Raw genomic sequence first — 18,463 nt, 5'->3', positions numbered from 1 at the left:
CGCTCGCTGACTCGACGTCGCGACGCGGCGCACTACACCCATGCCTTTTGGAGGGCGCCATGCAGACCACCGTCACCGGTGACGACACCACCAGTTCGTCCACAACGAACAGTTCGGCGTGGATGAGCGGCAAGACACGGAGCCTCTCGCGCTTGCGCGGCAGGCGACGAAGCCGCCCCTATCTGGTGCTGGGCCTGTTGCTGCCCGCGTTGTGCTCAGGAGTGTTCCTGTGGATATCGCTGAAGAACGACGACACGCGACCGGTGTTGGCCACCGCCCGCGAGGTAGCGGTCGGACACGTTCTCACCTCCGCTGACCTTCGGCCCGTACACCTCGCCGTCGATGCGGACGTCCTGGTGGTCGATGCGTCGCGAGCGGACGGTGTGGTGGGCAAGACCCTGTCGGTGAGCCTGCCTGCGGGGGCCTTGCTCACGCCGGACGCGGTGAACGCTCCCGCGATTCCTGCCGCAGGACAGGCGATCGTGTCGCTTGCGTTGAAGGCCGGTCAACTCCCTGTGGAGGTCAGGTCCGGAGCGCGGGTGAACGTGGTGGCGGGCGCGGCGAGCGCACCCTTGGCGCAGGCCTCCGCTTCCGACCGCGGCGCGACATGGCCGGGAGTGGTGACGAGCGTGACGACATCCGCTGGCGAGCAGGTCAGTGTGGTCTCAGTCCAACTCAGCGAGTCCGCGGCTCGCGAGGTGGCGGCGGCACCGGTCGGCCAGGTTTCGCTGGTGCTCGTGGCGGGAGGTGGTCGGTGATGCTGATCGCGGTCGCCAGTCTCAAGGGCTCGCCTGGTGTGACGACTTTTTCTCTGGCGCTGGCCTCGCGCTGGCCGGCCCCGGCACGCACAGCGCTGATGGAGATCGATCCCTCCGGGGGCGATGTCGCCACGCGATTCTGCCTGCCGCCCTCGCCCGGTCTGCTCAGCCTTGCCGTCGCCGCAAGAACGAGCACGGACCACGCTGTGCTGTGGCAGCACGCTCACGCCCTGCCAGGCGGCCTGTCTGCGGTCATCGCGCCACCGGACGCTGATCTGACCCAGGCTGCCTTGTGCACCCTCACCTCCAACTCCTCCACGGAAAACATCTTCCGCAGCGCCGCACGCGACTCCGGCACCGTCATGATCGCCGACTGTGGTCGGATCGACCACTCATCGGCCGCGATGCACGTCGTCCGCCAAGCTGACGCGCTGGTGTTGCTGACCCGTGCTCACGCCGACAACCTCGCGCACCTCACCCGCCGGTTGCCCGCCGCCGCGGCATGGACACCACACCCCGTGTTGCTGCTGGTCGGAAACGGCTACGCCACCGCCGACGTCGCACACGAACTCGGTGTGATGCCTTTGGGGCGCATCCCGCACGATCCGAGAGGTGCCGATGTCCTATGTGGACTTCCACCGGGGTCGCGGTGGCGTAGCAGTGAACCGTCACGTTCCCCGCTGGGCCGCTACGCGTACAACATCGCCGTTGAGTTGCAGTCCCGGATCGCGCGGCGTCCCTCCCTCAGCCTGATCACCGGCACCAGTCCGGAGCCGACACTCTCCCCCGCGTCCCGCCGTCCCGCGGACGACGCATTCAGCGGGCACTTCTCCTGGACAGGAGTTCTGTGATGTCCCAGCCACCCAACGGACATCTCCGTCCGGTCCCTCCACTGCTCCCGCAACAGCCTTGGGCACCATCACGACAGCCAGGTGCTGATCGCGAAGGGCTCAAACAGTACGTGCGCGGGATTCTGGCGGAGCAGCTTCCCAAGCGGGTCGACGCGCGGCAGGCCACCAACGGCACCGAGATGGGAACGGAAGCCCGTCGCGAGCTCGCCGAGGAGATCCTGGCGGACGCGGTGCGCACCCACAGCGAGCGGGAGCTGTCCGCCAACCGCCTGCTCGTCGAGCCTGCCGTCGAGCGCCAGGTGGTCGTCGAGGTGCTCAATGAGATGTTCGGCATGGCTGGACTGCAGCCGTTGCTGGACGACCCGACGATCGAGACGATCAACGCCAACCGCTTCGATCAGGTGATCGTGCAGCACACCGACGGCCGTAGGGAACGGGTCGCGCCTATCGCGTCCTCCAACGAAGAGCTCACTGAGCTGGTCCGGCTGCTGGCGGCCCGCGCGAGCAGCCAGGAACGCCGGTTCGACCACGGCTCGCCCGCGGTCAACCTCCAGCTGCCCGGCGGCGAGCGGTTGTTCGCGGTGATGGCACTGACCGCCGACGGGGTGACCTCGCTGTCGATCCGCCGGCACGGCTATCTCACCGCCACCCTGCCCCAGCTCCGCGAGCGCGGAACGATCGACGCCGGCCTGCGGGAGTTCCTGGCCGCACTCGTGCGCGCCCGCAAGAACATCCTGATCACCGGCGGTGCGGCCGCAGGCAAGACCACCATGCTGCGGGCCCTGGCATCGGAGATGGACCCGATGGAGCGGATCGTCACCGTCGAGGACGCCTTCGAACTCGGCCTGCAGCGCGACCCGCGCGTGCACGCGGACGTGACCGCTCTGCAGTCCCGGGAGCCGAACGTGGAAGGCGAGGGCGCGGTCTCTCAAGCCGAACTCGTGCGGATGGGGCTGCGGATGTCGCCGGACCGGGTCATCGTCGGTGAGATCCGCGGGCCCGAGGTCATCCCGATGTGCAACGCGATGTCCCAGGGCAACGACGGATCCATGGCGACCCTGCACGCATCCAGCTCCCGCATCGCCTTCACCCGCCTGGCCTCCTACGCTGCCCAAGGCGCCGAACGGCTGTCGCTGGAGGCCACCGCGCTGCTGGTCGCCAGCTCCGTGCACTTCGTCGTACACCTTGGCCGCGGCAAGGACCGCCGGACCAGGGTGGTCGAGTCCATCCGCGAGATCGTCGACGCCGACGGAGCCCAGATCGTTTCCAACGAGGCCTACCGCCCCGGACCCGACGGCCGCGCCCGCCCGGTACCCGGTGCGCTGCGCACCAGCACGCTCGACGACCTCGTCACCGCAGGGTTCGACCCCGCACTGCTCGGCCGGACTGAGGGCTGGTGGACGCGATGAACACCGCGCTGTCAACGACTCAAGTGTTCGCGCTGGTGCTCGGCCTCGGCACCGGACTGGGTCTGTGGCTGTTCATCGCCGGATGGCGCGGTACCAAGCGACCCATCCGTCGACCGTGCAAACAGCCTCGTAGCGCCCAGCGCCGCCGCCGTGACCTCATCCGCACCGCCATCGCCATCACCGCCGCGATGGTCGTCGGCGCGGCAACGGGGTGGGTGGTCGGAGCTGTTCTCGCCGCGTTGGCGGCCTGGGCCCTGCCGCCTGTCCTCGGCCGCGATCCCGAGCACGTGCGCCGGACCGCTCGCGTGGAGGCGATCGCAACCTGGACGGAGATGCTGCGCGACACCCTTTCGGCCGCGTCCGGCCTGGAACAGGCGATCCTGGCGACCGCGCCGCTGGCCCCGGCGCCGATCCGCGGCGAGGTCGTCGCGCTGGCCGCTCGTCTCGAGAACGGCGAACGGTTCGTGCCCTCACTGCGCCTGCTAGCGGACGAGTTCGCCGACCCGACCGGAGATCTGGTGATCGCCGCGCTGGTCAACGCTGCCGAACAGCAGTCCCGCCAGCTCGCCGAGCTACTGGGCGCACTCGCGCACACTGCCCGCGAGCAGGTGTCGATGCGTATGCGCGTCGAGGCCGGACGTGCCCGCACACGAACCTCGGTGCGGGTGATCGTGGGAACGACGCTCGTGTTCGCGATCGCCGTGGTGGTGCTCAACCGCTCCTATGTGTCCGCCTACGACTCGGCGACAGGCCAGACCGTGCTGCTGGGAGTCGGGCTGCTGTTCACCGCGGGGTTCGCCTGGCTGAACCGGGTCTCCCGCGTCGCGGAACTGCCACGGTTGCTGGCCTCGCCGCCGACCACGAGTGAGCACGCCCGCGTCAGCTTTGAAGGGCGTGAGTGACGTGGCCGCGCTTGTGACCCCGCTGATCCTGGGTGCGGGATTCGGGTTCGGCTTGTGGGTCTTGACGATCGCCGTTTTTCCACCGCGGCCGGCGCTCGGTGCGTCTTTGGCTCACGCGACTGCGACACCCGTACCCTCAGCGGCCGCGGACATCACGGATGCGGGATGGATTACCAGGATCGGCCGCCCTGCGGTCGCGCCACTGCGGTCGATGGGGCTGCCCGGCGAACAGCTCACCCGCGATCTTGCGGTTGTCGGCAGGCCGATCGGCACCCACCTGGCGCAGAAGGCCACCTTCGCGCTGATGGGACTTGTCCTGCCCACATTGCTCCTCGGACCGCTGGTAGTACTCGGACTCCCGATGGACTGGCAGCTTCCCGCCGTTGCCGGCCCGATCCTCGCGGCACTCGGATTCGCGCTTCCCGATCTGCGGGCGCGTGCTGAAGCGACACGACGCCGAGCCGAGCTTCGCCACGCACTGTCCGCTCTGCTTGACCTCGTCTGGATCACGCTCGCAGGCGGTGCGGGCGTCGACAGCGCCCTGAGCCGCTCCGCGAGCGTCGGACACGGATGGGCCTTCACGCATCTTCAGCGAGCGTTGACCGCCGCGCACCTGACCCGCACAACCCCCTGGGCCGCTCTGCGGGAGCTGGGGGACAAGCTCGGCGTTCCCGAACTGGTCGAGCTGGCCGCCTCGGTCAGCCTGGCCGGCACCGAAGGCGCGAAGGTACGCGCGAGCCTCGCGTCCAAGGCCGCCGCCGTGCGGACCCGCCTGCTCACCGATGCCGAAGCCCACGCCCACTCGGCCACCGAACGCATGTCGCTGCCGGTCATCTGCTTGTTCCTCGGATTCCTCGTCTACGCGTCCTATCCAGCTCTCACCCAGGTGATCACAGGGCTGTGAAAGATCAGAACCACCACCAACTCCTCTATACGGCAGGGAGAAACGATGAACATGACCGAGTTGGCCTTCGTGTGGACGATCCTGCGAGCCCGGATCGAGCTCGCGCGACGCGACTCTGACGCGGGCTACGTGAGCGAGACAACGCTGATCACCGCGCTGCTCGTCTCCGCCGGTGTCGCCGTGCTCGCGATCATCGTGGCCAAGGTGATCGCCAAAGCCACGAGCATCGAGTTGTGAGGCACCCGTGGCGCACACACTCGACCCGAACAACACCTACATGAGGTGCTGGGGACGGCCCTCGCATCAACCAGGCGCATCGCAGGGCGGCTGGACGCACAAGCTGCTGCACAACGACCACGGAGCGGTCAGTGCGGAACTCGTGCTCATCACACCGCTCGTGCTGCTCCTGCTGCTGGTGATCGTGCAATTCGCGCTGTGGTCACATGCCACGCACACCGCGCAAGCCGCTGCCACACAAGGACTCGCTGCAGCCCGAGCACAGCAGGGCACCGCCGAGGCGGGAACCGCGAGCGCCCGTCGGCTCCTGGACCAACTCACGCGAGGACCGCTGACCCAGGCCGACGTCAGCACCCACCGTGGCACGGAATCGGCTTCGGTGCGCATCACCGGAACGGCAAGGTCGGTCGTGCCGTTCGTGCAGCTGCCGGTGCGCGCCGAGGCCTCCGGTCCCGTCGAACGGTTCGTGCCGGCCGATGGAACCGCGAACCCATGAGGAGTAAGTGATGATCACTTCCCCTGTGGAGTACGGGAGCTTCGAGTCCGGTGCGGAACCGGTGTTGTGGCGCCCCGGCCTGACTCGGGATCGACTTCGTCGGCGCGCTTTGAGGCGGTGTCTGGTGTCGGACGCGGGGCTCTACCTGCTGGGTGGCACACTGACGATGATCATTGGCGCCGCGAACAGGCCCCTGGTCGCATTCGTGGTGGCAGCGGGCGCCGTGTTGGTAGCGATGGGCGTACTGATCGCCCGCTGTGACTACCTCCGATTCGGTCACGACCTCTCCGCCCGTTCACAGCGATCACGATCCGACCGCGGGGCAGGTCTGTGGTTCTTTCGCGCCAGCGACTTCACTGGCCGGGAGCGTGGGAGCGCTGCGACCGCGGCTCAGATCATCGAGGCGGTGAACCTGAGCCACTCGGGACCTGCAGCGTCGTTGACAGGACACGCAAAACTCGCGGCGCTGCACGGGCTCGCGTGGGAGGCACTGGTCGTGCTGCACAAGGCCCCCGCCGCACACGACGACCTGCGGCCCATCCTCGGCCGCCTGAACGCCGCGGCCGCACGCACCCGCGAGGCCAACCGACGCCTCTACGCCACCGCGGCCAGGGACCGAACCGGGGATCTCCTCGCATACCTGGACGCCCTGCACGAGGTACTCCCCGTTGAGGGCACGTCGTGAAGACGCGCCCCCGACGCCCGTGGTGGCGCGACGACCGAGGCTCGGCGACCAGCGAAGTCGTCCTGCTCACCCCGCTCCTGATCATGCTGCTCGTGTTCGTCGCGGTGAGCGTTCACCGCGGCGTCGACGCGCGCTTGCGGCTCAACGACGCCGCGCACCAGGCCGCACGTGCGGCAAGCCTGGAACGCACCCTGGCCGGCGCGAGCACGCGAGCACACGCGACCGCCGCCGCCACGCTCACCGCGGCTGGAGTCGTCTGCCGTTCCATGTCCGCGGACATCGCCACCGAAGGCCTGCGACCGGGTAGCTCCGTGACGGCCACGGTCAGCTGCGAAGTGGACCTCGGTGATGCGCTGCTGCCCGGAATCGGAACAACTCGGCTGTCCGCGACCGCGATCGAGACAGTGGACGTCTACCGATCCGCCGATAGTCCGAGCAGGTGAGGAGGGGACGTATGAACCGACACAACCGACTTGCGCACCGATGCGGACTGCGGTCCGACGACGGGCAGGTGAGCGCGTTCGTCGTCACGATCACTCTTGGAATCCTGGTACTCGCCGGACTCAGCCTCGACGGTGGCCTGGCCCTCGCGGCCAAGGTCAGAGCCAACGGCCACGCCGAATCCGCCGCCCGCGCAGGCGCGCAAGCCCTCGACCTCGCGCTCTACCGGGCCACCGGTCAACTCCACATCGACCCCGCGCAAGCAGCAGCCGAGGCCCGACGCCACCTCGGCCGCGTCGGAGCGTCGGGCACCGTCACCGTCAACGGGAACTCCGTGATCGTCACTGTCGACGCCGTCCAGCCCACACAGCTACTCGGACTCATCGGGGTGCCTCGCCTCGAGGTGCACGGTGAAGGCAGCGCACACCCCCAGCGCGGAGTGCAGACCCTCGAGCCCTAGAAGCCCGCAACGAAGTGAGATCCAGATGGCCACCAATGCGATCCCTACCGCACAGGAGATCCAGCGCCGCGTCGAGGAAGCAGACACCACTCGACAGCAACTCCGCGCGGCCGCGGCTCAGCAGGTCGGCGAGCTCGCGGCCGAGCGCGCCATCCACGCCGGCAAACTCCAGGAGCTCGAGCGCCGCCTCGGCGACGTCATCGCAGGATCAGGCGAGGTGATGGAGATCGACGAACTGTCCCGCTTCACCAACATCCCGCCGCTCGAGCTGCGGGCATGGCTCGCCACCTCGAAGCCGGCCCGCACGCGCAGGAGGACGACCACCACAGGCACGCAGCGGGACACCAGCCGTGAAGGACCTTCGACGGGGACCACAGCCGCCCAAGCGAATGCATCCCTGGACACCGGCGATGCACGTCGCCCGACTCATGGAGGTCCTTGAACCGGTACCGCGAAGAAGGCGAGCCTGTTGTGAAACGGGAAACCCACTCCAGCTGCTGCGAGCACGACCCTTCCGCGAAGGAATACCGCAGCCTCCTTCGAGGACTGCTGAAGGCGGTCATCGTGCTGAGTCGCCTGGTGCGGGGTGGAATCGCCACAGCCGCACTGTGCGCCTTGACCGTGGGCGTTCCGTGGGCGCTGTGGCACTACATCGGCTGGCCACTGCCCGACCATGTCCCTACATGGGAAGAAATCCAGGCACTTCTGCTGATTCCGATCACTGCCGAACTCGTACTCGACATCATCGCCTGTGCGTGCTGGTTCTGGTGGGTCATGTTCACCCTCGACGTTCTGCGGCACACGGTGGAACTGGCACGCTGCGGGATCGACAAGGCCCGGTTCGGCGATCCCACCCCCACCGATCCCACGAACGCGCTCGCGCGAGCGCTAGTAGGCGCCATCATGCTCGCGGTCCTGGGAAATCGCCTCGCGTTCGCGTCCGACACGGCGTCACACTCCACCTATGGCCCCGCTACCCGGACCGTAGCGACCGCACCGGCACAGCTGCACCCCGCCGGTGAAGCAAGTCGACAGCAAATCATCGACCTGCCCTCGCAGGCCGACGTTCTTCCGCACACCACGACGGTCACCGTGCGCGCACCGCACAAGGGGATCCACGACTCACTATGGAACATCGCCGAGCGTGTACTCGGTGATGGAACACGATGGCCGGAGATCTTCGAACTCAACCAGGGAAAACCTCAGCCGCACGGGCTCACCTTCACCCAGCCCAGCCTGATCTTCCCCGGCGAACAACTCGCCGTCCCGAACGACGCATCCAACGCCGCCACTAAGCAATCATCTGATCCAGGCCCACCGTCCACCTCTCCCACCACCGCATCACCGCCACCCGAAGACGAGCGGCTGTCCCCGGCCCCAGAACCACCGCCTCCCGCATCTTCGGCTCCGACGCACACTTCTGGTGACTCCACAGCGACGAACGAGCCTGAACAACCTGGATTCCGTTGGGGAACAGAGCTGTTCGTCAGCTTGGGATTGGCCGCTGCCGTCAACGCGACCCTGATCCTGGCCCGTCGCCGCTATCGCGGCCGATACCGCCCCGGTAGCGGTGACCGCGACGACCTACCCATCGCGCCGGTGGTCTATCAGCTGCGGCTGGCGCATCTGCGCACCGACGATGGGGATCACGTCGAACCCGATCGGCCGCGCCCACCAACACCACTCGTCGTGCTAAGCGGCCGGGCGCACCCAGACGGCACCTCCCGCGACAACTCGCTCGTCGTGCCGGTCGGTGTGCGACAGGGCCAGGAAATCGCTGTCACCCTTGCCGCCACCTGTGGTCTGGGCTTGCTCGGAGCGGGCGCACCCGCCGCGATCCGAGCACTTCTGGTCACCACCATGACCGCGGCCACTCCTCATCCACAGGTCACGGTGATCGTGCCCGCAGGCGACCTGACGGCGCTGTTCGGACAGCGCGTCCAGCCGGCGTGGCTACCCGCTGAAGTCCGGGTGACGCCCGATCTCGACGCCGCGCTCGACGCGATGGAAACCGAGACCGCGGTTCGACATGGTTCGCGACAGGATGCCGGCCGACCGTGGAGGCCCATCGTGCTCGCGGCACGCAGTCCCGGACGCCAGGCACGCAGGCTCGAGGCGATCGTGGACACCGGTGCACGGGTTGGGGTGGCTGCATTGCTGCTGGGCCAGTGGCGCCACGGCGTTACCGGCTACGTGCGCGAGGACGGCATCATCTCAGCGACCAGTCCCGGTCTCGGCGAGCCGTTGCGCGGTGCCCAGGTGTTTCACCTCGGCGAGGACTACACCGCCGACCTGTTGGACCTCCTACGACACGCCCAGTCGGACACAGCACCAGCACCGGTCGCCCACACTGACAACGTCTTGAAGCCGACCTGCGAGCCACGCCCACGACCCAGGCCGAACGTTCCACTCATTCTCGCGAGCACACCCGTCGGCTCGGTCCATGGCGGAGCCCCCGCGGACCAGGCCGACAGCAGGCTGGAAATCCTGGGAGCAAACTCCGAACCCACTACGTCATTGCAAGGCGGCGTGGCCTCACACCGCGCTCGTGAGTCGCAGGATCGCGCCCCGATGCGCGAATCCAGCGACGTTGCTTCGCGAGGCCGGCTTCAGCTGAGCACGCCGACGGTTGCGGACTCATACCGGCACGCTGTGCTGCCACTGCGTATAGCCGTCCTGGGGCCACCGCGAGTGTGGTGGGCAGGACCAACCGAGCAACCCCGCGATGAGGGCACCAAGCACGCCGAAGCGGAGCGTGAGATCACCTCAGCGTTTCAGCCACGCCTACGTGAGTTGCTGGTGTTCCTGGCCCTGCATCCAGACGGCGCCAGCCGCGAGGCGCTCATCGCCGCCTTGTGGTCCGTGAGCCCCGCGGAGCGAACCACCAACGCGATGAACACCAGCATGAGCCGCCTGCGACGGGCAGTGGCCACGGCGACCGCAAGCGCCGTAACAGACCTCATCGTGGTCGGAGAAGGCCGTTACCGCCTGAACCCCGACGTGGTGAGCGTGGACTACCACCACTTCGCTGCCGCTGTGGCCGCCCGCCGGCGGGCGGCCACGGACAACGACCGTGTCGCGGCCTACCGACAGATCATCGACACCTATACGGGCCCACTCGCCGACGGGCTCAGCACCGAGTGGGTCGAGACCGTGCGCGAGGCCATCCGCCGAGACGCCATTGATGCCGTCGCCGCACTGGCCCGCGCCCTTGTCCACGACGATCCACAGCGGACACTGGACCTGCTTGAGACAGCCCGTGGATTCGATCCGCACAACGAACTCATCTACCGCGACATCATGCGCCTGCAGGAACGTCTCGGCCAACTCGACGCGATCCCGCGCACGCTGACGCTCCTGGCCGCGCGCCTCACCGAACTCGACGACCGACCGACCCCGCAGACCATCGAGCTGGCCGATCGGCTGCACAGCCGCCGCGACGGTCCTGTTGAGGCCGGCTCCTCCGCACGCGAACAGCGCGGAGCTCGACAGGTCCGATGACACTTCTAAGCAACGCTGCCGAGGAGAAAGAATCTCTTTCGCTCCAGCGGCCTTCGATGACGGACCTGGAACCATCAAAAGAATCGACTGACCGAATGCTATCGTGCTAGATGCGAACGACGTGATTTCGCTGACTGTGCTCGATGGCAAGTGAGAGCTTAGTGGTGAGAGTGATCCTCAAGTCGAACAAGATTCCTGGAGTGTCGAACTTGGAGTGTGTGGATATACGACTGAGGCTCATCTGGGTAAGGCGACCCCATCGCCGCATTCTTCTTCGTCTCTGCCCGCGGCACGAACCGCATGTCCTCGACGCGCTGCCATCTGCCCGCGCGTCCCCCGCCACTCCGGACTCGACCGAAGCATCACCGTAGAGAGATCAACAGGGTGCACTGAGGCTTCCGCCGGGGGTTCCGACAGGGGATCCCATTGGGGATCGGCTTGGGGATCCTGTTAGAACGCTACCCCGAGCAGGTGGTGAAGACGGCGGTCGAAGGCCTGTGCGGGGATCCGCTGGTATCCCAGACTCGCTAGGCCACAAGCCGGTAGACACATCGGCGCGGCCTGCATGCTCCCGCACTCCTGTCCTCTGATGTCGTACCTCGCGTTCCTCCCTTCACTCGCCTAAGTCTCATCTGATTGCTAAATGTAAAACCTATTGTGCATCTACTTGTGGCTGGCGTTTGATTTAGTCCGCTCCTGATATCCCTTTTGGGTTGTTGACCTGCGTAAACGTCGCGCGGTTCATTGTAATCGTTCACCCAAAAGAGTCGTGGGCAACGGCGTGAAATCTATTGCGCGGCGTGCCGCGTGGAGTCATAATTGATTTGTCGCCAGGAAACGGCTACCAAACTCAAATACCACGCCCGGCGTGAGCCATGTCAAAATCGGGAGTCAATCATGTGTTATGCCGACATCATCATCAACACCGACGGAACCGCCACCGCTTTTTGTTACTGCGGATGGTCGGCAGAACACGACACCCCGGACGCGGCGGACGCCGACGCCGAACGCCACCAGAATGCCGACGCCGAACCCGAACCGCAGTTCGCCACCGCCTGACCCGCCGCCCGCGCCCTGAAAGGAACCGCCGCGATGACCACGCCCGCGCCGACCACGTCAACCGCCCCGGTGGGCACGCCCAACCGATTGGGCAACGGTGAACTTCGCGCGATGGTCGCCAAAGTACTGGCGGACAACGGCGGCACCCCGGTGACGCCGCGCGCGATAGCTCACACTCTCAAACGGTCATCCGGTGCCGTGGGGAACGCGTGCAAAGCGCTTGCGGCGAAAGGAGAGGCCGAAGTCGCCGGGACGTCCCCGCTGTCCTACAAGTCAACCCCCACAACGGCATCCGCCGCCGCGTCCACGATCATCCCCGCGCCGCCGCGCGTCCCCCGCGCCAAAACCTCGGCCCCTGCCGCTGCGTCGTCCGGTCCCAGCCCATCGGCGCCGACGCGCGTCCGGTCGGCGGGCGCGGTCACTGGCCCGGTGAAACGTCCCAATGGGATGGACTACCACCCCCGGCAACTGGCTGGAATGCCTGATGTGACCGCGTTGCAACGGTTCCGGGACGCCGGAGTCGCCGCACTGCTGTACGGGCCGCCCGGTACGGGCAAGACATCGCTGGTCGAGGCAGCTTTCCCCGATCTGCTCACGGTTCAGGGTGACGGCGACACCACGGTCGCGGACTTCGTGGGCGAGTACACCCAAACCGACGACGGCCGCTACGTGTTCGTGCACGGTCCGCTGGTCCGCGCGATGCGTGACGGCGTGCCGCTGTTCATCGATGACGCCACGCTGATCGCCCCGACCGTGCTCGCGGTGGTCTACCCCGCGATGGACGGACGCCGTCAGATCGTGATCAAGGCCAACGGTGGCGAAGTCGTCGACGCTGCGCCGGGTTTCTACGTCATCGCGGGACACAACCCCGGTGTGCACGGCGCGATCCTCACCGACGCCCTGTCGTCCCGTTTCTCCGCACAGATTCACGTCGTCACCGACTACGACCTCGCCACCCAACTCCAGATCGACAAGCGTGCCGTCAAGGTCGCACGCAATCTCGCGACCCGGCAGGCCAAGGGTGACATCGGGTGGGCGCCACAACTGCGGGAGCTGATCGCTTTCCAGAAGATCGCGGATGTGGTCGGTGTGCAAGCCGCCGCCGGGAACCTCGTGGGCATCGCGCCGGAAGAGGACCGTCCGATCGTCGCCGCCACCGTGCAGGCCGTGTTCGCCGTCGCCGTGACGCCGCTGGCACTCGGCGCGCGCATCTAACGCTACAACGCCGCGCCAGCAACACATCAACCGCAAACCGTCCTGAAAGGACTTGTGGCCGTGACCGTTCACCTGGTAGCCAACCCCAACGCCACCGGTACCGCCGTGTTCCCCACCCGCCCCGAGTGGTTGACCCTGTCGGCCGCACTCGTGGACGAGGCCGAGATCATCGCCGACCGCGAGGACCTGCTGGTGACCATCGCCCCCGGCGCTGGTGGCGGCGCCCCGGCGTGTTTCTACCCCGCCCGAGCACTGATCGAAGTCGACGGCGATCACCTCGGGGTGGATCCTGCCACCGTGGACCCCGCGAATCTCGCCGACCGTGCGCGTTACGCGACCGCGTGGGGACTGCTCACCCACGAGTGCGGTCACGCCAAACACAGCCTGTGGGAACCACCCGACGACGCGCCTCCCGCCGTGGTGGATGCCGCCATGCTGCTGGAAGAGCCCCGCATGGAAGCCGCACACATCCGCCGCCGCCCCGACGACCGGCACTGGCTGCGCGCATCCGCCACCCACCTGATCCTCGCCGACACCGCCGCCACCGACCCGGCCCGCGCACCTCGCATGACGAAAGCCCACGCCGCGCACACCGCTGCCCTGCTGCTGGCACGCACGGACGGTGGCATCCTCACCGTCGCCGAAACCGCTCCCGTCGCCGCCGTGGTCGAGAGCATCCTCGGTACCGAGCTGCTGGACGAGCTGCACGCCCTGTGGTGCGAGGCGCTGGACACCGCCGACGACGACGCCGACACGATGATGGACCTCGGACGGCGATGGTGTGAGGCCCTCGGCACCGACCCCGACGACCCCGGCCCCAACGGGGACGCGCACGGCGCCCCGGACCCGTCGGGCGTTCCCTCACCGCTGACCCAAGCCATCGGACAAGCTCTGGCGAACGTCGCGAACGCCGTCACCACACAGGGTCCGCCGCAGGACCCCGCCACCGTGGCGGAGGCACAGCAGACCGCCGAGGACGCTGCCCACAAGACCAACGAGGCGACCGCCCGGACCGTGTTCTCCGGTGCTCACCACAACCCCGTGGGCATAGGTGACACGGCCACGGCGGGCACCCGCCCGCCGAAGTCCGACGAACGCACCGCCGCCCGCGTCCTCGCCCGTGCACTGTCCACCGCCGGGGTCAGGGAACGGGTCGCGGTCAAGTCCACATCATCGGTTCCACCGGGACGTCTGCGCATGCGCGGCGCACTCGCCGCCGACGCACAACGCGCCGCCGGGGCCACCGTGACCGCCGAACCATTCACCCGCACGAACCGAATCCTCACCCCGGCCCCGCCGCTACGGCTCGGCATCGCATGCGACGTGTCCGGCTCGATGGGCTACCTACGCCGTCCCGTTGCGTCCGCCGCATGGATCCTCGCCAACGCCGGACACCACGCGACCATCCCCGTCACCACCGCGACCGTGATCTACGGCGCACACGTCCGCCCGATCACTCTCCCCGGAGCCGTTCCCGGCCTCGTGACTGAATTCGAGACCAACGACGGAAGCCACGACATCGCCACGGCCGCCGCCGCACTCGACGGCGCGCTCGGACTGTCCCGCCCCGGCGCGGCGCGACTGCTGATCGTCGTGTCCGACGGGCACTACGACGACGACGAACGCGCCGCCGGGCTCGCACAGGTCGACCGGATGCGGGCCTCGGGGTGCGCGGTGCTCTGGCTGACCACCGACGACGAAGACGACCCCTTCACCGGCGTGACCGTGCACAAGCTGGCCGACCCGGCCACCACCGCCCGTGCCATCGGGCGCGCCGCCACCGCCGCCCTCCGCGCGACCGCCCGCTAGCCCCACGGTTCGGGGTGGGCACACCCACCCCGAACCCCCGAACCGCCACCGTTTCGACTGTTATGAGGTGACCACAGATGAACGAGCACGAACTCGGCACGGTAGGTGACTTGATCGCCGCCCTGTCCGGCTACGACCCGCACACGCCCCTGCGAATCGCGGTCCAACCGAACTACCCCATGGCACATCACCTCGCACAGGTGGTGAGCACCCCTACCGCCGCCCACGGCATCCTTCCCCAGGACGCCATGTCGGGAGTCGTGTGGCTCGGGACGGGTGAGCAGGTCGGTTACCTGCCCGGCCTCGCGGCACGCGCGCTGGGGTGGTCCGAATGACGACCACACGCCGCAGCCTGATCGACCGCGCGATCTTCCACGTGCGGACTCGTCGGGACTTCGCTGTCACAGGAGCTATCTACAGGCCCCAGGAATTGCCGCTATGGCAGCGCCGCGTCAGATCTCTCGACAAGGTCGCAGAGGCGCTCTCAGCCCGTGTCTGCGACATCGCGATGATCGATGACCCCGCCCGTAGCTAGGGCTTCCGCAGTCCGCAACCCCGTGCTCATCCGGTCCCCACAGGTAAGACCACATCCAGCAGGTCACGGAACAGGAGTTCTCCATGCTCATCGACTACGACTGGGAACCCGGCGTGTGGATCGACGGACAGCGGTCCAGCGTCGACGACACCACCGACGAATTCGGAAGCTTCGCCCACTGTGTCCACAACGACCTGCTCGCAGCCCGAGATGCCGGGCTGATACCGGTGCACAGCGAGATCACGATCGACGCCACGACCATCCGCCCATCGCGAGACTGGCCACCCCAGATGCTGCTGACCATTCAGTTCACCGGACTGACCGAGTCAACGGAGGGGAAGGTAGCCGATGCAGCTTTCGCGATTCTCGACCGTCGGTGCCCCGAATACCTCCGCCCCGACCAGTTCGCCAACTACGTGGGCGGACTGTGCCCGCTCGATGAAGACGGGGTGACGCTGGGGACGCGAGGGCACAAGTACCCACCAAAGGCGCCGGCGAGTCCTTCGCTCTCGCGTCCTCGCTGAGCCCACGAACCGACACGAACTCACACCGTGAGGACTGCCCTCACCGCATGAGCACAGGCACACGAGTGCGACAGCGACTGCGACTCCCCCGTACCCTCAACGCTGATCGGAGAAACCACATGAAGACCGACATGCCAGCCGGAGTCATCGGACTCGCTGGACGCGCGGTGCGCCTCGCCCGCGCCCATCTCGAGGCCGACCGTGACGGGTTCCTGCGCCGCAACAACTCCGCCGAGCAATGGAACACCTGGTCGCGCCGTGCCCGCGTGGGCCGAACCATCGCGAGCGCACTGCAGGTCCACATCGACACCGTCATCGTCACCGACGATCCCCAACGCGAATACCACGCGCGCGACCGCACGGTTCCCGGTGACCTCATCACGGTCACCGAGCATCTCACCGGTCGCCTGTGGCGATTCATCCCCGACAACACCGCACCCGGCACAACGTGGCTACTGCTCGACCTCTGTCCGGTCTGCGGAGCCGAGATCCCCGCCGCCCGTGTCGCCGGCCTCGCCGACCTCGGGGACTACCTCGACCGCGGCACCGAGCCTTTTGCACTCATCGCTGAAGCCCGCAACGAATTCCTGCATGCGCCGGACTGCACTTTCACAGCCTCTGCCTTCGAGGAACTGATCGAGGAAGCTCGGGCCGACCAATCCCCACGGGCCGGGGGAGCAGCCTGAGCCGTCCAGCCTGACGTATGAAAGGTCAACGGCCAGTAGCTGCCTGGAGGAGAGGATTCATGAACAGCGGCAACACGTCCGAAGCTGACGTCGTCACGCGCAGCTTCATAGAGCACGATTGCCGGGTGACGACGGTCATCTATGAGCCCACCGACGCGCAACAGATCATCTACGGCACCGTCACCCGCAATGGCGCGCTCGTCGGCAGCTTCTACTGCGCCGACCGGGCCCGGCAACAGGACTGGCGGATCGTCACTGCCGAAGGACATGACCTCACCCTCGACGGGAACCCGGTGCGTCCCTTCGACCACGGCTCCGCCGTCATCGTGCTCACGACCATCCTCACCGCGCCCGCACACGAAATCGACCAACTTCTGCGCGACGCACTCGGTTCCTAGGGAAGCTTCAGACCGAAGGCAGGACAGCACATGCTCGAGTTCGACCTCACCGCGCCGATACCGAATTGCCCTGACTGCCAAGTCCCTATCGGCCATCGGCACATAGAGGGCTGCGACACCGCCATTTGCCTGCAGACCGGGCTTCAGCGCTTGAGTTGCGCGCTGGAGCACAACTGCGGCAAGAACACATGGTCCGCCGGCCTCCCGGTGAGGTCGACTGCGAACGTCTCGGCTGGATGATCGGTCCTGGCCTGCCCGAGCTTCACCGGCTAGTCGTTGAAGCGGCCTGGAATCCCTTCACCCAGCAATGGGACGCGCCTGCCTAGTTCAACAAGTCGGACTCGTGCCTCATGCGAAGCGGTACGTCCACCTGGTCCCGACTGGGCGCGCGATCCCAGGCTCGAAGATGTGGGCGAACCCGAACCTCCTACCGTGCGATAGAGGTGCTGGGTCGGTTCGCCACAGCGTTGTCACGGCTCTGGTGGCATGACGAACGTGCCCGCCCCGGAAGGACACCGGAACGGGCACGTCGAAGGTGAGATTTCGCCTATCGCTTGCGGATCTTCTCCATAACGCCGACCATGACGGAAGACCATTCGCCGCAGCGCACCTGGATCTCCTGCTGGAACCGCGCCCTACCGGGTCGGTCGAGATCGACGCTGTTGTAGACGCTTGCCAGTTGGAACACCGCCTGGGCGATGCCCGGAGCGGACAGCGGGACCTTGTCGCCGACGTTGATGAAGTCGTCTGCGTGAGAATCGCACTGGGCGATCACCCGCAGCACCGGCGTCTCTCCGGAGTCGTCAGCGGTGATACTGAAGGCGGCCTCAGGGGGTAGCAGACCATCCTCTTGGGCGTTGAGAAGGCTGTTCCCAAGGCGTTCAGCGATGTCTTCGAGCGACAGAACGGCCGTGTCGTTGAAGTGTTCTCCGACAAGCGAGCCGCGAACATCGCTGGTCGCGAGGGGTTCCACATTCATGGCTAAGCCTTTCGCAGAGGTTGGCTCGCCTGCGAGGCAAGAGTGCGCTCGCTGGAGAATCAAGGCGAATCAGACGGTACCGACGACTTCACGCCGAGAACCATTGCGCCAGCAGCGGAAAGCGGGCGGGAAACGACATCAGGGTCACAGCCCACGCGTGGAAGCCGCGCCCTGATCGCAGTGGGGGATCGCTGCATCCGCTTGGCCAGGACTTTGATGCGCTCCGAAGCGACGTCATGACCTGGAAGCATCCACGCTTCTCGCAGCTCCTCGTCGAGGGCTTGAGTCCATGGATTGTTGGCGTTCGCGTGACGAGTCGGTGTGCGGTGCAGCCTCGTGTGCGCGGAGAGCACGCGGCCGAGGATCTTGCCGATCGTCGCACCGCCCTCGATCGGCAGCTGCAAGCGGCCATCGGCGGCGACCTTGCCCTCCTCATCTGTCCCTAGCAGGTCGAGCACCAGCGAATCGTCGGACTCCGTGGTGGCGGAGAGCCGGTAGTGAACACCACCGATCGTGATCTCATTTGAGAACGTAGATGGCACGTCGCACCTCCAGTGTGGTGTTTCAGTTCGTGCTGTTGTCGACCTGTATGGACGCTTCCCTCGTGCGCAGCT

At 67.1% G+C, this 18,463-nt stretch carries 21 protein-coding genes; 19 read left to right on the top strand and 2 right to left on the bottom strand.

Annotated features, from left to right (window positions below):
• Positions 1–59 precede the first annotated feature (59 nt).
• The 19 genes from ND450_RS20735 (at position 60) to ND450_RS20645 (ending at position 16,870) form a co-directional block, all read left to right on the top strand.
• Entirely contained in the window at positions 60–758 is a 699-nt protein-coding gene (locus ND450_RS20735) for an SAF domain-containing protein (protein ID WP_253327724.1), read from the top strand.
• A complete protein-coding gene (locus tag ND450_RS20730) occupies positions 758–1,609 on the top strand; it encodes a chromosome partitioning protein (RefSeq protein ID WP_253327723.1) in 852 nt (283 codons plus the stop codon). Before ND450_RS20735 ends, ND450_RS20730 begins: the two co-directional genes overlap by 1 nt.
• Positions 1,609–3,018 (top strand): CpaF family protein, encoded by a 1,410-nt coding sequence (locus tag ND450_RS20725; RefSeq protein ID WP_371927742.1) that lies wholly within the window; start codon positions 1,609–1,611, stop codon positions 3,016–3,018. The genes ND450_RS20730 and ND450_RS20725 overlap by 1 nt, the downstream gene beginning before the upstream one ends.
• Positions 3,015–3,920 carry a type II secretion system F family protein gene (locus tag ND450_RS20720; protein ID WP_253327721.1) on the top strand — a complete coding sequence of 302 codons (906 nt, stop codon included), beginning with the start codon at positions 3,015–3,017 and terminating at the stop codon, positions 3,918–3,920. Before ND450_RS20725 ends, ND450_RS20720 begins: the two co-directional genes overlap by 4 nt.
• A complete protein-coding gene (locus tag ND450_RS20715; protein WP_371927741.1) occupies positions 3,913–4,824 on the top strand; it encodes a type II secretion system F family protein in 912 nt (303 codons plus the stop codon). Before ND450_RS20720 ends, ND450_RS20715 begins: the two co-directional genes overlap by 8 nt.
• Before the next feature lie 51 nt (positions 4,825–4,875).
• Positions 4,876–5,061 carry a hypothetical protein gene (locus ND450_RS20710; protein ID WP_253327720.1) on the top strand — a complete coding sequence of 62 codons (186 nt, stop codon included), beginning with the start codon at positions 4,876–4,878 and terminating at the stop codon, positions 5,059–5,061.
• Between the two features lie 160 nt (positions 5,062–5,221).
• Complete coding sequence (locus ND450_RS20705) at positions 5,222–5,557, top strand: pilus assembly protein TadE (protein ID WP_253327719.1); 336 nt, start codon at positions 5,222–5,224, stop codon at positions 5,555–5,557.
• 124 nt (positions 5,558–5,681) lie between these two features.
• Positions 5,682–6,242 carry a hypothetical protein gene (locus ND450_RS20700; protein ID WP_253327718.1) on the top strand — a complete coding sequence of 187 codons (561 nt, stop codon included), beginning with the start codon at positions 5,682–5,684 and terminating at the stop codon, positions 6,240–6,242.
• A complete protein-coding gene (locus ND450_RS20695) occupies positions 6,239–6,685 on the top strand; it encodes a TadE/TadG family type IV pilus assembly protein (RefSeq protein ID WP_253327717.1) in 447 nt (148 codons plus the stop codon). The genes ND450_RS20700 and ND450_RS20695 overlap by 4 nt, the downstream gene beginning before the upstream one ends.
• 11 nt (positions 6,686–6,696) lie before the next feature.
• A complete protein-coding gene (locus ND450_RS20690) occupies positions 6,697–7,143 on the top strand; it encodes a pilus assembly protein TadG-related protein (protein WP_253327716.1) in 447 nt (148 codons plus the stop codon).
• Between the two features lie 25 nt (positions 7,144–7,168).
• Complete coding sequence (locus ND450_RS20685; RefSeq protein WP_253327715.1) at positions 7,169–7,585, top strand: hypothetical protein; 417 nt, start codon at positions 7,169–7,171, stop codon at positions 7,583–7,585.
• Complete coding sequence (locus ND450_RS20680; RefSeq protein WP_253327714.1) at positions 7,582–10,644, top strand: BTAD domain-containing putative transcriptional regulator; 3,063 nt, start codon at positions 7,582–7,584, stop codon at positions 10,642–10,644. The genes ND450_RS20685 and ND450_RS20680 overlap by 4 nt, the downstream gene beginning before the upstream one ends.
• Before the next feature lie 897 nt (positions 10,645–11,541).
• Positions 11,542–11,703, top strand: a complete 162-nt coding sequence (locus ND450_RS20675; protein ID WP_253327713.1) for a hypothetical protein — start codon at positions 11,542–11,544, stop codon at positions 11,701–11,703.
• Between the two features lie 33 nt (positions 11,704–11,736).
• Positions 11,737–12,918 (top strand): AAA family ATPase, encoded by a 1,182-nt coding sequence (locus ND450_RS20670; RefSeq protein WP_253327712.1) that lies wholly within the window; start codon positions 11,737–11,739, stop codon positions 12,916–12,918.
• Between the two features lie 60 nt (positions 12,919–12,978).
• Complete coding sequence (locus tag ND450_RS20665) at positions 12,979–14,727, top strand: hypothetical protein (RefSeq protein WP_253327711.1); 1,749 nt, start codon at positions 12,979–12,981, stop codon at positions 14,725–14,727.
• A 77-nt stretch (positions 14,728–14,804) separates the two neighbouring features.
• Positions 14,805–15,062, top strand: coding sequence for a hypothetical protein (locus ND450_RS20660; RefSeq protein WP_253327710.1), 258 nt, complete (start codon positions 14,805–14,807; stop codon positions 15,060–15,062).
• A 283-nt stretch (positions 15,063–15,345) separates the two neighbouring features.
• Positions 15,346–15,786: a hypothetical protein gene (locus ND450_RS20655; RefSeq protein ID WP_253327709.1), complete on the top strand. Its 441-nt coding sequence runs from the start codon at positions 15,346–15,348 to the stop codon at positions 15,784–15,786.
• A gap of 119 nt (positions 15,787–15,905) precedes the next feature.
• On the top strand, positions 15,906–16,472 hold the full coding sequence (locus tag ND450_RS20650) for a hypothetical protein (protein ID WP_253327708.1): 567 nt from the start codon (positions 15,906–15,908) through the stop codon (positions 16,470–16,472).
• Positions 16,473–16,531: 59 nt separating this feature from the next.
• Entirely contained in the window at positions 16,532–16,870 is a 339-nt protein-coding gene (locus tag ND450_RS20645; RefSeq protein WP_253327707.1) for a hypothetical protein, read from the top strand.
• A gap of 547 nt (positions 16,871–17,417) precedes the next feature.
• Here ND450_RS20645 and ND450_RS20640 read toward each other — a convergent pair.
• Both ND450_RS20640 and ND450_RS20635 read right to left on the bottom strand, forming a co-directional pair.
• Positions 17,418–17,849: a hypothetical protein gene (locus ND450_RS20640; protein ID WP_253327706.1), complete on the bottom strand. Its 432-nt coding sequence runs from the start codon at positions 17,847–17,849 to the stop codon at positions 17,418–17,420.
• Between the two features lie 59 nt (positions 17,850–17,908).
• Positions 17,909–18,391, bottom strand: a complete 483-nt coding sequence (locus ND450_RS20635; protein WP_253327705.1) for a hypothetical protein — start codon at positions 18,389–18,391, stop codon at positions 17,909–17,911.
• Positions 18,392–18,463: the final 72 nt, after the last annotated feature.

The sequence above is a fragment of the Lentzea sp. HUAS12 genome, from assembly GCF_024125735.1.
GTDB lineage: Bacteria > Actinomycetota > Actinomycetes > Mycobacteriales > Pseudonocardiaceae > Lentzea > Lentzea albida.
This window is presented reverse-complemented; position numbering and strand designations above follow the sequence as displayed.

What these genes read in the sequence shown, in the direction of transcription:
- ND450_RS20660 (WP_253327710.1), top strand. Translation starts at nt 14,805, where the DNA reads ATGAACGAGCACGAACTCGGCACGGTAGGTGACTTGATCGCCGCCCTG.
- ND450_RS20730 (WP_253327723.1), top strand. Translation starts at nt 758, where the DNA reads ATGCTGATCGCGGTCGCCAGTCTCAAGGGCTCGCCTGGTGTGACGACT.
- ND450_RS20735 (WP_253327724.1), top strand. Translation starts at nt 60, where the DNA reads ATGCAGACCACCGTCACCGGTGACGACACCACCAGTTCGTCCACAACG.
- ND450_RS20650 (WP_253327708.1), top strand. Translation starts at nt 15,906, where the DNA reads ATGAAGACCGACATGCCAGCCGGAGTCATCGGACTCGCTGGACGCGCG.
- ND450_RS20710 (WP_253327720.1), top strand. Translation starts at nt 4,876, where the DNA reads ATGACCGAGTTGGCCTTCGTGTGGACGATCCTGCGAGCCCGGATCGAG.
- ND450_RS20725 (WP_371927742.1), top strand. Translation starts at nt 1,609, where the DNA reads ATGTCCCAGCCACCCAACGGACATCTCCGTCCGGTCCCTCCACTGCTC.
- ND450_RS20675 (WP_253327713.1), top strand. Translation starts at nt 11,542, where the DNA reads ATGTGTTATGCCGACATCATCATCAACACCGACGGAACCGCCACCGCT.
- ND450_RS20645 (WP_253327707.1), top strand. Translation starts at nt 16,532, where the DNA reads ATGAACAGCGGCAACACGTCCGAAGCTGACGTCGTCACGCGCAGCTTC.
- ND450_RS20640 (WP_253327706.1), bottom strand. Translation starts at nt 17,849, where the DNA reads ATGAATGTGGAACCCCTCGCGACCAGCGATGTTCGCGGCTCGCTTGTC.
- ND450_RS20655 (WP_253327709.1), top strand. Translation starts at nt 15,346, where the DNA reads ATGCTCATCGACTACGACTGGGAACCCGGCGTGTGGATCGACGGACAG.
- ND450_RS20670 (WP_253327712.1), top strand. Translation starts at nt 11,737, where the DNA reads ATGACCACGCCCGCGCCGACCACGTCAACCGCCCCGGTGGGCACGCCC.
- ND450_RS20690 (WP_253327716.1), top strand. Translation starts at nt 6,697, where the DNA reads ATGAACCGACACAACCGACTTGCGCACCGATGCGGACTGCGGTCCGAC.
- ND450_RS20685 (WP_253327715.1), top strand. Translation starts at nt 7,169, where the DNA reads ATGGCCACCAATGCGATCCCTACCGCACAGGAGATCCAGCGCCGCGTC.
- ND450_RS20720 (WP_253327721.1), top strand. Translation starts at nt 3,015, where the DNA reads ATGAACACCGCGCTGTCAACGACTCAAGTGTTCGCGCTGGTGCTCGGC.